This window comes from Pseudomonas serbiensis (assembly GCF_030580745.1).
GTDB classification, from domain to species: domain Bacteria; phylum Pseudomonadota; class Gammaproteobacteria; order Pseudomonadales; family Pseudomonadaceae; genus Aquipseudomonas; species Aquipseudomonas serbiensis.
This window is the reverse complement of the sequence record NZ_JAUQOO010000001.1, coordinates 278,523-290,891: the sequence shown is the minus strand read 5'-3', so window position 1 is coordinate 290,891 and position 12,369 is coordinate 278,523. Positions and strand designations below refer to the sequence as shown.

The following is a 12,369-nucleotide window of genomic DNA, read 5'->3' as shown; positions in this document are numbered from 1 at the left end:
ATCCGCTCCTACTCGACCCATAGAAGTATGATGACAACAAGGAATCCACCTCCATTCCTGTATGATGACCTCAATAACACCCCATAAAAACTACGAATAATCGAAATAGTCATCACACCACTATTGACCACCCTCTCGATATCTGTAAATAATCGCCCCAACGTTGTATGACGACATACGAATAACCTCCTTTATAAATACAAGACCAATGAAGGCCACCATGAAAATCATCTCTGTCAGTGTCGATGTCTTTTCCTACCCTTCGCGGCGCGCTGTAGACAGCGCCGGCCACGCCCATCCCGGCGAAGAGAAACCGGTCAAAATGGGCATGCTGCGCATCGCCTGCGACGATGGCAGCGAAGGCTTTTCCTTTGGTGCGCCCGAGTTGATCCGCCCGCATATCATCGAGTCATTCGTGAAGAAGGTGCTGATCGGCCAGAACCCCATGAACCGGGAAAAAATCTGGCAGGAACTGGCTCACTGGCAACGCGGCAGTGCCAGCCAGTTTACCGATCGTGCCCTGGCGCTGGTTGAGCAGGCCTTGTGGGATCTGGCCGGACGAGCCCTGAAACTGCCCGTGTACAAATTGCTGGGCGGTTATCGAGACAAGGTGCTGGCTTATGGTTCGACCATGTGCGGCGATGACCTGCCGGGCGGTCTGTCCACGCCGGATGAATACGGCCAGTTCGCCGAGAAGCTGGTCCAGCGCGGCTACAAGGGCATCAAACTGCACACCTGGATGCCACCGATTTCCTTCGCGCCCAACCCCCAGATGGACGTCCAGGCCTGCGCCGCCGTACGCGAAGCCGTAGGGCCGGATATCGCCCTGATGCTCGACGGCTATCACTGGTACAGCCGCACCGACGCTCTTTATATAGGCCGCGAATTACAGAAGCTCGACTTTGCCTGGTTCGAAGAGCCAATGATGGAAGACTCCAGCGAATCCTATGCCTGGCTCGCCGCGAATCTGGACATTCCGGTACTCGGACCTGAAAGCATTGCCGGCAAGTACCACAGCCGCGCCAGCTGGGTCAGCAACAAGGCCTGCGACATCCTGCGCGCCGGTGTGGCAGGTGTTGGCGGTATCGGGCCATGCATGAAAGTCGCGCATCTGGCCGAATCGTTCGGCATGGACTGCGAGGTCCACGGCAACGGCGCAGCCAACCTGAGTGTGGTCGGCGCCATCAGCAACTGTCGCTGGTACGAGCGCGGCCTGCTGCACCCTTTCCTTGAGTACGATGACGTACCGGCCTACCTCAATACCCTGGTCGACCCCATGGACAGCGACGGTTACGTGCATCTTTCCCAGAAGCCGGGACTGGGCGAAGACATCAACTTCAGTTATATCGAGACTCATACCCTGCAACGTTACTGAACCGGCTGTACCACGAGGGGCGATCAGAGCGCCCCTCGTCAAAGTGTCTTTATAAATATAAAAAAGGACCGCCCCCATGAAACTCTGGCCCAAGCGCCTGCCCTGGCTGCTATGCCTCGCCCTCACGGCGACATTTCTGCACACCCCGCCTGCCACCGCACGCGGAGAAACACCCGTCGATCAATTGGTGATCGGCATGAGCATGATCAATCTCCTGTCCCTGGACCCCGCAGGCGCAACCGGCCTTGAGGTGTCGGAGGTCAACTCCAATGTCTACGACATGCTGCTGGAACAGGACGCCGCACGCCCGGACCAGTTGATTCCGGCTCTGGCCGAACGCTGGGAAATCAGCCCGGACCGCATGCGCCTCACCTTTCACCTGCGTCCTGGCGTGACCTTTCACTCCGGCAACCCGCTGACCGCCCAGGATGTCGCCTGGTCTCTGCAGCGCGTGGTCACTCTCAATAAAGCCCTCGCCTCCACCTGGAAAGCCTATGGCTATACGGCGCAGAACGTCAGCCAACTGATGCGCGCCGAAGGACCATCAACTTTCGTTCTCGACCTGCCCAAGGCCACCGACCCGTTGCTGGTGCTCAATACCCTGGCGACTTCCCCAAGTGCTTTTGTGATTGATCGCGTCACCGCCCTGCAAAATGCCCAGGGTGACGATCAGGGCGCAGCCTGGCTCACGACGCACACTGCAGGTTCCGGCGCCTTCAAACTGGATATCTGGCGGGCCAACGACGTGATCCTCATGACCCGCTTCGACCAGTACTGGCGCGGGCCGGCCAAGATGCGCCGGGTGATCATGCGCAACATGACCGAGTCCCAGGCCTTGCGCCTGATGGTCGAACGCGGCGATCTGGATGTGGCACGCGGCATGGCCGCCACCGACATCAAGGCCCTGACCCGCTCTGAAGAAGTCAGCGTACAGACCATCCCTCGCGGCACGCTCTATTACGTGGCCCTGAGCATGGAGCAGCCGTTGTTTCAGGACATACGGGTTCGCCAGGCCATTCGTTCGCTGATCGACTATCAGGGCATCAATAACGTGGTGATGCCTCACTACGGCCTGATCAATCAGCGCCCGCTGCAACTAGGGCTGGCGGCGCGACTGGACGATCCGGGCTACAAGCTCAACGTCACACAAGCCAAACGCTTGCTGGCCGAGGCCGGGCATCCCGATGGTTTCAAGATCACCATTCGCTCACTCACCGACTCCCCGTTCATCAACATCGCCACCAGCCTGCAATCCACCCTTGCTCAGGCTGGCATTCAGGCCACGATCATCACCGGTACCGGCAACCAGATCTACGGTGCCATGCGGGATCGTCGCTTCGACATTCTGGTCGGTCGCGGTGGCGGCGGCGCCGAACGCCATCCCCATTCCAGCCTGCGGGCACTGATCTACAACCCGGACAACCGCGAGCAGGCCAAGCTGAGCAATTTTCAGGGCTGGCGCACCTCGTTCTACAACGCCGAGATCAACCAGTTGATCGAGCAGGCCGAGCAGGAACGCGATGCCGCCAGACAGCTCAGCCTGTACCAGCGCATCCAGACCCTCTACGACCAGAAGGCAGGTCCCATCATGCCGGTCTCGCAGATGACCGATGAAGTGGTGATCCACGCCGATGTCCGCCAATACCTGGGCCACAGCGCAGCCACCACGCGCCTGCGGGATGTCTACAAGCAACGCTGACCTCATGGGTTCAACGAAGGCAGGAATCATTATGTCGAGTGCATCATTTTCACTTTTGAGCAGTCGGGTCGCCAACGGCACCCGGCGCGGCGGATCAGTGGCGGCGACCCTGTTCGGACTGCTTTTGCTCACTTTCTTCATCGGTCGGGTCATGCCGCTGGACCCGGTGCTGGCCATCGTCGGACCTGACGCCGATGCAGCCGCCTACGCTCAGGCCTATCAGGAACTGGGCCTGGACAAGCCGCTCTGGACCCAGTTCGGCCTGTACCTCAAGGACCTGTTGCATGGGGATCTGGGCAAGGCGCTGCTCACTGGCCATCCGGTCATCGAAGACATCGCCCGGGTGTTCCCGGCCACTCTGGAGCTGGCGACCCTGGCTATCCTGTTCGGCGTGCTGATCGGCCTGCCGCTGGGCGTGTATGCCGCGACCCACCAGGGTCGCACCGGCGACCATATTGCCCGCGTCATCACGCTGTTCGGTTACTCCACGCCGATCTTCTGGCTGGGCATGATGGCTTTCCTGGTGTTCTACGCCTGGCTGGGCTGGGCCGGTGGTGTCGGACGTATCGGCCTGGCCTATGACGGCCTGATCGAAACCCGCTCCGGGCTGCTGCTGATCGACACTGCCCTGTCCGGCGACTGGGAGGCCTTTCGCAGCGCGCTGCGCCACATCCTGCTGCCAGCGGTGATCCTGAGTTTCAACTCGGTGGCTTACATCAGCCGCATGACCCGCAGCTTCATGCTCGAGCAACTGTCGCAGGAGTACATCATCACGGCGCGGGTCAAGGGCCTGTCGCAGCGGCGAATCGTCTGGGGCCATGCCTTCCGCAACATTCGCGTGCAGTTGCTGACCATCGTCGCCCTGGCCTACGGCGGCCTGCTTGAAGGTGCAGTACTGATCGAAACGGTCTTTGCCTGGCCGGGTTTCGGCCAGTACCTGACCAGCAGCCTGTTGCTGGGCGACATGAATGCGGTGATGGCCTGCGTGCTGCTGATCGGTCTGATCTTCGTGATCCTGAACCAGATCAGCGATGCCCTCTATAAAGTCTTCGATCCGAGAACCCGCTGATGAATACGTCCATTGCAAGCAGCGCCAAACCCATGATCCAGGCACCCGCCTCAAGCTTCGCGGCCTTCACCGGCAGTTGCTCACGCCTGTTGCGCTTTCTGCTGCGCAACCCGATGACGCTGGCGGGCCTGATCGTGATCAGCACGTTGATGGTGGTCGCCCTCTTCGCGCCATGGATTGCCACTCACGACCCACTCGCCCAGGACCTGTCAGCCGCCCTGCGCACGCCAGGCGCACAGAACTGGTTCGGTACCGATGAATATGGCCGGGACGTGTTCAGCCGCCTGGTGTATGGCTCACGCATCACCCTGTACATCGTGATGCTGGTGACCGTGATCGTCGGCCCGATCGGGCTGCTGATCGGCACCGTATCCGGCTACTTTGGCGGCTGGGTCGACAGCCTGTTCATGCGTATCACCGATATCTTCATCTCGTTTCCCAGCCTGGTTCTGGCACTGGCGTTCATCGCCGCTCTCGGCCCAGGCCTGGAACATGCGGTGATTGCCATTGCACTGACCGCATGGCCGCCCATTGCACGCCTGGCGCGGGCTGAAACCCTGTCGCTGCGCAACGCCGACTTCGTGGTGGCGGTCAAGCTGCAGGGCGCATCGGCACTGCGCATCATTGGTCGTCACATCATCCCCATGTGCCTGTCCTCGGTGATCATCCGCCTGACCATGAACATGGCCAGCATCATCCTCACCGCCGCGGCACTGGGCTTCCTCGGTCTGGGCGCACAGGCGCCACTGCCGGAATGGGGCGCGATGATCTCCAGCGGCCGACGCTACATGCTGGAAAGCTGGTGGCTGGTGGCAGCACCCGGCGCAACGATCATGCTGGTCAGCCTGGCGTTCAACCTGCTGGGTGATGGCCTGCGCGATGTTCTGGACCCACGCAGCGAATAACAAAAACAAGGTAAAAGCCATGTCACAGATAAAGCTTGCGGTAGAAGACTTGCGCGTCGAATTCACCAATGCTGGCAAGACAACGGCGGCGGTACGCGATGTTTCGTTCAATCTGGGTCGGGAAAAACTGGCCATCGTCGGCGAGTCCGGCTCCGGAAAATCCACGGTGGGGCGCAGCCTGTTGCGTCTGCACCCGTCGAGCGCCCGCATCACCGCCAAGACCCTGCGCTTCGGCGATATCGACCTGCTCAGTTGCAGCGAGAAACAGATCCAGGGCATTCGCGGTCGGCGCATGTCGATGATCATGCAAGACCCTAAATACTCGCTGAACCCGGTGATCAAGGTCGGCGAACAGATTGCCGAGGCCTATCTGGCTCATCACAAGGTTTCGGCACGGGAAGCCCGCGAACGCACCCTGGACATGCTGGCCAAGGTGCATATCCGCGACCCGGCACGGGTTTACGATCTCTACCCCCACGAGGTTTCCGGCGGTATGGGACAGCGAATCATGATTGCCATGATGGTGATCACCGACCCGCAAGTGATCATCGCCGACGAACCCACCTCGGCACTGGATGTCTCGGTGCGTCGTCAGGTGCTCAATGTGCTGGAAGAACTGGTCAGCGAACGTGATCTGGGGCTGATCTTCATCAGCCATGACCTGAATCTGGTGCGGCACTTCTGCGACCGGGTGCTGGTGATGTACGCCGGGCGAGTCGTTGAATCCCTGGCGGCCAGCGAACTGGACCACGCCCGACACCCGTACACCCAGGGCCTGCTCGCCGCCCTGCCCAGCCTGGATCGTCCGCGCGCCAGCCTGCCGGTCCTGCAACGCGATCCCCTTTGGCTCACCCACTGAGAATGATCCCATGGCAATGATCAGAGTCGATTCACTGAACCTGAGTTTTGGTACTGGTCCAGGACTGAATCAGGTGCTGCGTGACGTTAACCTGCAAGTCGCAGAGGGCCAGTCGTTCGGGCTGGTTGGCGAGTCGGGTTCGGGCAAGACTACGGTCCTGCGCTGCCTGGCCGGGCAATACCAGCACTGGACCGGCAGCCTGAGCGTGGCCGGCCGGGCGGTAAGCCGTCATCTGGACGCCAGTCATTACCGGACCGTGCAGATGGTCTTTCAGGACCCCTATGCTTCGCTGCACCCGCGCCACACCATCGATGCAGCGCTCAAGGAGCCCCTGAGCATCCATCGCATCGGCGAGCGCGACAGAAGAGTCTGCGAAGTGCTGTCACGGGTTGGTCTCAATGAAAGCTTCCGCTTTCGCTATCCGCATCAACTGTCCGGTGGTCAGCGCCAGCGTGTCGCCATCGCCCGGGCATTGATCCTGGAACCCCGCGTCCTGCTGCTGGATGAACCCACCTCGGCGCTGGACGTTTCCGTTCAGGCCGAAATCCTCAATCTGCTGGCCGACCTGCGACAGCAACAAGGCCTCACCTACCTGATGGTGACGCACGACCTGGGCGTCGTGGCGCACCTGTGCGACCGGGTTGCCGTGATGCAGCAAGGCCAGGTGCTGGAAACCCTCGACAGCAGCCAGTTGGTCAACAATCAGGCGCAGCACGAGTACTCCCGATTATTGATCCAGGCCAGCCGCGACATGGACGTGCGCCTCACCGGCTGAGCGGTCGTCGCCTGACGGCCTGAAAAACCGAACCCCGCTGACAGCGTGACCCCAGGCCATGACGGCTACGGGATTCGGCTGCCTGCGATTTGCTCCAACACACCCAGAACTTCAATCAAACAAGAATAAAAAAATGAAAAAATCAATCGCTCTGCTCTCCCTGTCCGCCCTGTTGCCATCTGCCTGGAGCTATGCCGACAGCGGCTATATCAACTATCGACATCAATACGCGGAAAGCACCCGCATGCACTCCGACCGGGTCAAGTTCGGCACACGCCTGGACAGTGGCTGGGGGTTTGAAGGTGAGCTGAAGTACAAGACCGCGGGTGACCGTCAGGATGTGGCCTTCGACAATACCGTCGGCAACGGCCATGAACTGACGATCAGCTATCAGCACAAACTCAACGACAGATGGACCGTGACGCCTTCCCTGGCACTGGAAAGCATCGAGAAGTCCACGTCTTACAAGACGGGCATCAAGGTCGGTTACAAGGTGAACGATGCGCTGAGCATTTCAGGCCGTTACCGCTATGACTCGATCAAGCTGGACCGGGACAGGATCAACGAATCCATGCCCGACAACTCGATGGACAACCAGTCGATCAACCGCTATGACATCTGGATCAACTACTCGACCAAGGGACCATGGACTTACGAGTACCAGCTCACCTATTTCGATGCCGACTATATCCGTTACGACAACGGCACCAGCGATTACGAACAGAATGCGGCGTTCAAGTATCGCTGGAGCAAACAATGGGTGCCGTTCTTCGAGATCGGCGATATCAAGGTCGATTCCGAGGATGACAAACGCCAGCTGAGGTTGCGAGTGGGGATTCAGTACAACTTTATGTGATCCTTTCGCGAATAAATTCGCTCCTACCGCGGTGTAGGAGCGAATTCATTCGCGAACAAACCCTACTCGCTATGAGTACGCCGCAACCTGATGCGGCTGCCGTTGAGGTGCAGGTACATGGCTGAACGGGCCGCATCCACATTGCCTTCGGCAATCGCGTTGTAGATCTGTCGATGCTCGGCGTTGATCCCGGCCAGGTAGGCACTGCGATCACTTTGCCCGGTGTAGGCGGAATTCATGCGGGTACGCGGGATCAGTTTGGTGCCCAGGTGTTTCATGATGTCGATCAGGTAGGCATTACCCGAAGCCTTGGCGATCTTGAGGTGAAACTGGAAGTCGGCATTGATCGTGGTCCCGGACTTTTCAGGGCCTTCAAGCAACGCATCGAAGGCACGCTTGAGCTCCAGCAAGGCTTCAGGACTGCGACGTTGCGCCGCCAGCCCGGCCGCTTCGACTTCAAGGCTGATACGAAACTCCAGCAGATTAAGCACATCGGACACAGTCGCAATGGTCGCCGGCCCGACCGAAAAACCTTCAGGTGGCGGCATGTCCAGCACAAAGGTGCCGACCCCGTGGCGCGTCTCGACAAGCCCTGCCGCCTGCATCCGCGACAACGCATCGCGCACCACCGTGCGGCTGACCCCTTCGGCCTCCATGATATTGATCTCGGAAGGCAGCTTCTCGCCACGCTGCAGCACGCCATCGCGCATGCGCTGGGCAAAGCGGTCGACCAGTGTTTCAGCCAGACGGCGATGGTTTTTCTGCGAGGAAACGACGTTGTCCGACATTGCAGCCTCAATTCGATCGAATGCCGCAGTATAGGCTGCGATACCGACACAAAACACACCATTACTGCGGTTATACTCAGCAACCCGACCCGGACCCGATCAGCCCGCCCATGGAACACCCGTCATCCCCTACAGGACGCCGCTCCAGCCTGACCCAGCAACTGGTCGCCGAGTTCTCGCGCAAGATCCGCGAAGGCGAGATCAAGAGCGGTGAAAAGCTGCCGACCGAGCAGGTCATCATCCGGGAAACCGGTGTCAGCCGCACAGTGGTTCGCGAGGCGATGTCGCGCTTGCAGGCCGAAGGGCTGGTGGAAACCCGCCATGGCATCGGAACCTTCGTGGTCGATGCTTCGCGCCCCCGGGACTTCCAGATTCCGGAAGCCATCTCCGGCAGCCCTCCCGATGCAGCAGCCATCATAGAGCTGCGCCTGAGCCTTGAGCCCGAGTCCGCCGCCCTCGCCGCCCAACGGCGTACACCGGAGCAGCTTGAAGCCATACGCAAGGCGCTGGACGAGCTGCATCGCTGCGACCAGAACGAAACCGATACGACCCAGGCCGATTTCGAGTTTCATCGCAGTATCGTGCAATGTACTGCCAACAGCTTCTTTACCGATGTCATGACCCAACTGGGCAACAGCATCCTGCCTCGCGCACGGGTCGGTTTCGGCAATGTGCCGTCATTTCAACTCATGGATGACCCGGATATCCAGCAGCGCGAACAGGAGCAGATCTACTCGGCCATCGCCCATCAGGATCGCGATGCGGCCAGGGCGGCGATGCGCCTGCACCTGATCAACTGCCTCCAGCGCTTTCGCGCAAAGGATTAGCCACTAAAAGGCTTATCGTTTACCATCGCGCCCCGTCGGTTTCCGAGAGGAACTAACAGGGAATTCGAGAGCCTCGCACCTGCGCGGCTCAAACGAAACTGCCCCCGCAACTGTAGGCATCGAGCCAACTCCATGACAGCCACTGGTGATTTCCGGGAAGGCTGGAGCAAAGCAATGACGTGCCAGTCAGGAGACCTACCGACCTGCAACTTTACTGACCGGCGGGGTGTCCGGGAAGGACATCCGCGCGCCGGTTCATGGCTGCCTTGCCCTGCCTTCCGTGCAGTGCCGGGGATGTGTTTCCTGTCTGTACATTGCGCCCTGCACGTACGAAACGGAGATCGCATTACATGTCACTGCCTCGCCTTGCCACACTCATCGCCGGTCTGAGCCTGTCCACCCTGAGCCTTGCCGCTCCCACTCAATACCCGCTCACTGTCGAAAACTGTGGCATGAAGCTGACGTTCGAGCATGCGCCGCGCAAGGCAGTGACCATCGGCCAGTCCGGGACCGAAATGCTCTACGAACTGGGGCTGGGCGACAAGCTGGTGGGTACTTCGCTGTGGTTCAACGATGTGCTGCCGCGCTTCAAGGCGCAGAACGACAAGGTCGAGCGCCTGGCGGACAACGACCCGAGTTTCGAGGCCGTCATCGGCAAGCGCCCGGAGCTGGTGGCCGTCCAGCTTGAATGGATGGTGGGCGCTCAGGGCGTGGTCGGCACCCGCCAGCAGTTTCATGACTTGAAGATCCCGACCTACATCATGCCGTCCGACTGCGAAGGCAAGGACAATCTGGTAGGTGCCGACGGCACGCGCCTGGAGCCCTTCCGCATCGACACCATCTACAAGAGCATCGAACAACTGGCCCGGATATTCGACGTACAGGATCGCGGTCAGCAACTGGTTGCAGAACTGCGCAGTCGTCTGGCCCATGCGGTCGCCAACGTCAAACAGAACAAGGAGCGGGATGTGTCCGCAGTGTTCTGGTTCTCCAGCGCAGATATCAACATCGACCCTTATGTGGCAGGCCGCAAAGGCATTCCGGACTTCATGCTCAATAACCTGGGCATGCGCAATATCGTCGAATCCGACGAAGAATGGCCGACCGTGGGCTGGGAAACCATCGCCAAGGCCAACCCGGACATTCTGGTGATCGCGCGCATGGATCGCCGTCGCTTTCCGGCCGACGATTACCGCAAGAAACTCGAATTCCTTAAATCCGACCCGGTGACCCGCAACATGGAGGCGGTCAAGCATGACCGTATCGTGATCATCGATGCCGATGCCATGCAGGCCAGCATCCGGCTGTTCACTGGCATAGAAGAACTGGCCGAAGCCGCCAATCGCTACAACGCCGGCCAATGAAACTGGTCACCGCGCTCGGCCACACGCTCTGGGTTACAGCGGTTCTACTGCTGGCCATTGTTGCGGGCGCTGCCATCGGTGAAACCAGCATCAGCCTGCCTGTGGTCTTCCAGGTGCTGGCGAACAAACTGTGGGCTGCCGGCTATGTGCTCGACCCCATCGATGAAGGGATTGTCTGGAACTACCGGCTGACCCGCTCCATCGTGGCGGCGGCCTGTGGCGCGGGGCTGGCGATTTCCGGTGTGGTGCTGCAATCGTTGCTGCGTAATCCGCTGGCCGATCCCTATCTGCTGGGCATCTCCGCCGGCGCCTCGACGGGCGCTGTGCTGGTGGCGATTCTGGGCCTGGGCGCCGGAGCCATTTCCATGTCGGCGGGAGCCTTCGCCGGAGCGGTGGCGGCCTTCTCGCTGGTCGCCCTGCTCGCCCGTTCTTCCCATGGCCCGACCGCAGCCGGGCATATCATTCTGGCCGGGATCGCCGGGTCGCAGCTTTTCAATGCCCTGACCTCGTTTCTCATCACCAAATCCGCCAGCGCCGAGCAGGCACGAGGCATCATGTTCTGGCTGTTGGGTAACCTCAGTGGCGTGCGCTGGCATTCGGTATGGCTGGCGGTGCCGGTGGTGCTGATCGGCTTGCTGGTCTGCCTTTGGCATCGGCGCGCACTGGATGCATTCACCTTCGGCAGCGATTCGGCAGCGTCCCTCGGCATCCCGGTACGGCGCGTGCAAATCGTGCTGATCGCTTCGGCAGCGCTGGTTACGGCCGTGATGGTATCCATTGTCGGCTCCATCGGTTTTGTCGGGCTGGTGATTCCCCATGCCGTGCGCATGGTCGCCGGCGTCCGCCATGCCCGGCTGGTGCCGCTCAGCGCCTTGTGCGGCGCACTGTTTCTGATTGCCGCCGACATCCTGTCCCGCACCCTGATCAAGGGCCAGGTCTTGCCGATTGGTGTCATCACCGCACTGATCGGCGCACCCGTTTTCGCGATGATTCTTATCCGGGGGAAAACCACACGATGAATGCCTTTTCGCCCATCCTCGGCACGCCGGTACTGCATTGCTCAGGGCTTGGCTACTCGCTCAAGGACAAGGCCTTGCTCAAGGACGTGAATCTGAGCATTGCGCCGGGTGAAACCCTTGGCATTGTCGGTCCCAACGGTTCGGGGAAGTCGACACTGCTCAAGCTGCTGTCAGGCCTTCAATCGCCGTCCAGCGGTCAGGTGCAGCTCAATGGGCAGGCACTGGCCAGTATGAAGCGCCGCGATATCGCCCAACTGTTGGCGGTAGTCGAACAACAGGCCGAAACCAGCGACGCAATCACCGTACTGGACGCCGTCGAACTGGGCCGCACGCCCTGGCTGTCGGCGCTGGAACCCTGGAGCGACAGCGACGACGCCATCGTCCGTCAGGCCTTGCAGGATGTCGGGATGCTGCACCTGATCAAGCGCGCCTGGCATACCCTGTCCGGCGGCGAACGCCAGCGCACCCATATCGCCCGGGCACTGGCGCAACGGCCGCAGATCCTGTTACTGGACGAGCCGACCAACCATCTGGATATCCAGCATCAACTGTCGATTCTGGGGCTGATCAGGTCTTTGCCTGTCACCACCGTCATTGCCTTGCACGACCTCAATCAGGCGCTGGATTGCGACCGTGTGGCAGTGATGGAAAACGGTCAGATGGTTGCACTGGGCAAGCCTGTGGATGTGCTGACACCCGAGCGTTTGCATAGCACTTTCGGCGTCAGGGCCCACTGGCTGACCGATCCTTTCGATGGTGCACGGATACTGCGTCTGCGGCCTTGCTGACCACGAACACCGCTTCGCGAATGAATTCGCTCCTACGCGGGTAAA

Annotated in this window: 12 protein-coding genes and 1 riboswitch; of the genes, 11 read left to right on the top strand and 1 reads right to left on the bottom strand. The window is 60.4% G+C overall.

Annotation, left to right across the window (positions count from 1 at the left end; all coding sequences use genetic code 11):
* Positions 1-220 precede the first annotated feature (220 nt).
* From Q6A51_RS01310 to Q6A51_RS01280, 7 genes are all read left to right on the top strand, one after another.
* Positions 221-1,375 (top strand): mandelate racemase family protein, encoded by a 1,155-nt coding sequence (locus Q6A51_RS01310; RefSeq protein WP_201002926.1) that lies wholly within the window; start codon positions 221-223, stop codon positions 1,373-1,375.
* Positions 1,376-1,451: 76 nt separating this feature from the next.
* Complete coding sequence (locus Q6A51_RS01305) at positions 1,452-3,074, top strand: ABC transporter substrate-binding protein (protein WP_304573936.1); 1,623 nt, start codon at positions 1,452-1,454, stop codon at positions 3,072-3,074.
* A 31-nt stretch (positions 3,075-3,105) separates the two neighbouring features.
* Complete coding sequence (locus Q6A51_RS01300; RefSeq protein ID WP_025259706.1) at positions 3,106-4,143, top strand: ABC transporter permease; 1,038 nt, start codon at positions 3,106-3,108, stop codon at positions 4,141-4,143.
* Positions 4,143-5,048 (top strand): ABC transporter permease, encoded by a 906-nt coding sequence (locus tag Q6A51_RS01295; protein WP_200985972.1) that lies wholly within the window; start codon positions 4,143-4,145, stop codon positions 5,046-5,048. Before Q6A51_RS01300 ends, Q6A51_RS01295 begins: the two co-directional genes overlap by 1 nt.
* 19 nt (positions 5,049-5,067) lie before the next feature.
* Positions 5,068-5,907 (top strand): ABC transporter ATP-binding protein, encoded by an 840-nt coding sequence (locus tag Q6A51_RS01290; RefSeq protein WP_201017638.1) that lies wholly within the window; start codon positions 5,068-5,070, stop codon positions 5,905-5,907.
* Positions 5,908-5,917: 10 nt separating this feature from the next.
* Positions 5,918-6,682: an ABC transporter ATP-binding protein gene (locus Q6A51_RS01285; protein WP_201017639.1), complete on the top strand. Its 765-nt coding sequence runs from the start codon at positions 5,918-5,920 to the stop codon at positions 6,680-6,682.
* 133 nt (positions 6,683-6,815) lie between these two features.
* Entirely contained in the window at positions 6,816-7,538 is a 723-nt protein-coding gene (locus Q6A51_RS01280) for an oligogalacturonate-specific porin KdgM family protein (RefSeq protein WP_122321208.1), read from the top strand.
* A gap of 62 nt (positions 7,539-7,600) precedes the next feature.
* On the opposite strand, the gene Q6A51_RS01275 is transcribed toward Q6A51_RS01280, so the two are convergent.
* A complete protein-coding gene (locus tag Q6A51_RS01275; RefSeq protein ID WP_201017641.1) occupies positions 7,601-8,326 on the bottom strand; it encodes a FadR/GntR family transcriptional regulator in 726 nt (241 codons plus the stop codon).
* Between the two features lie 110 nt (positions 8,327-8,436).
* Between Q6A51_RS01275 and Q6A51_RS01270 the strand changes: the two genes are divergently transcribed.
* The 4 genes from Q6A51_RS01270 to Q6A51_RS01255 all read left to right on the top strand — a co-directional run bounded on the left by Q6A51_RS01270 (position 8,437) and on the right by Q6A51_RS01255 (position 12,324).
* The gene (locus Q6A51_RS01270; RefSeq protein ID WP_304573935.1) at positions 8,437-9,153 is read left to right on the top strand and encodes a FadR/GntR family transcriptional regulator; all 717 of its coding nucleotides are present in this window, start codon (positions 8,437-8,439) and stop codon (positions 9,151-9,153) included.
* 19 nt (positions 9,154-9,172) lie between these two features.
* Positions 9,173-9,370, top strand: a riboswitch (cobalamin riboswitch).
* 133 nt (positions 9,371-9,503) lie between these two features.
* Positions 9,504-10,517, top strand: coding sequence for an ABC transporter substrate-binding protein (locus tag Q6A51_RS01265; protein WP_201017643.1), 1,014 nt, complete (start codon positions 9,504-9,506; stop codon positions 10,515-10,517).
* Entirely contained in the window at positions 10,514-11,536 is a 1,023-nt protein-coding gene (locus Q6A51_RS01260) for a FecCD family ABC transporter permease (RefSeq protein WP_201017644.1), read from the top strand. Before Q6A51_RS01265 ends, Q6A51_RS01260 begins: the two co-directional genes overlap by 4 nt.
* A complete protein-coding gene (locus Q6A51_RS01255; RefSeq protein ID WP_304573934.1) occupies positions 11,533-12,324 on the top strand; it encodes an ABC transporter ATP-binding protein in 792 nt (263 codons plus the stop codon). The genes Q6A51_RS01260 and Q6A51_RS01255 overlap by 4 nt, the downstream gene beginning before the upstream one ends.
* The last annotated feature ends 45 nt before the right edge of the window (positions 12,325-12,369 follow it).

What these genes read in the sequence shown, in the direction of transcription:
- Q6A51_RS01310 (WP_201002926.1), top strand. Translation starts at nt 221, where the DNA reads ATGAAAATCATCTCTGTCAGTGTCGATGTCTTTTCCTACCCTTCGCGG.
- Q6A51_RS01305 (WP_304573936.1), top strand. Translation starts at nt 1,452, where the DNA reads ATGAAACTCTGGCCCAAGCGCCTGCCCTGGCTGCTATGCCTCGCCCTC.
- Q6A51_RS01300 (WP_025259706.1), top strand. Translation starts at nt 3,106, where the DNA reads ATGTCGAGTGCATCATTTTCACTTTTGAGCAGTCGGGTCGCCAACGGC.
- Q6A51_RS01295 (WP_200985972.1), top strand. Translation starts at nt 4,143, where the DNA reads ATGAATACGTCCATTGCAAGCAGCGCCAAACCCATGATCCAGGCACCC.
- Q6A51_RS01290 (WP_201017638.1), top strand. Translation starts at nt 5,068, where the DNA reads ATGTCACAGATAAAGCTTGCGGTAGAAGACTTGCGCGTCGAATTCACC.
- Q6A51_RS01285 (WP_201017639.1), top strand. Translation starts at nt 5,918, where the DNA reads ATGGCAATGATCAGAGTCGATTCACTGAACCTGAGTTTTGGTACTGGT.
- Q6A51_RS01280 (WP_122321208.1), top strand. Translation starts at nt 6,816, where the DNA reads ATGAAAAAATCAATCGCTCTGCTCTCCCTGTCCGCCCTGTTGCCATCT.
- Q6A51_RS01275 (WP_201017641.1), bottom strand. Translation starts at nt 8,326, where the DNA reads ATGTCGGACAACGTCGTTTCCTCGCAGAAAAACCATCGCCGTCTGGCT.
- Q6A51_RS01270 (WP_304573935.1), top strand. Translation starts at nt 8,437, where the DNA reads ATGGAACACCCGTCATCCCCTACAGGACGCCGCTCCAGCCTGACCCAG.
- Q6A51_RS01265 (WP_201017643.1), top strand. Translation starts at nt 9,504, where the DNA reads ATGTCACTGCCTCGCCTTGCCACACTCATCGCCGGTCTGAGCCTGTCC.
- Q6A51_RS01260 (WP_201017644.1), top strand. Translation starts at nt 10,514, where the DNA reads ATGAAACTGGTCACCGCGCTCGGCCACACGCTCTGGGTTACAGCGGTT.
- Q6A51_RS01255 (WP_304573934.1), top strand. Translation starts at nt 11,533, where the DNA reads ATGAATGCCTTTTCGCCCATCCTCGGCACGCCGGTACTGCATTGCTCA.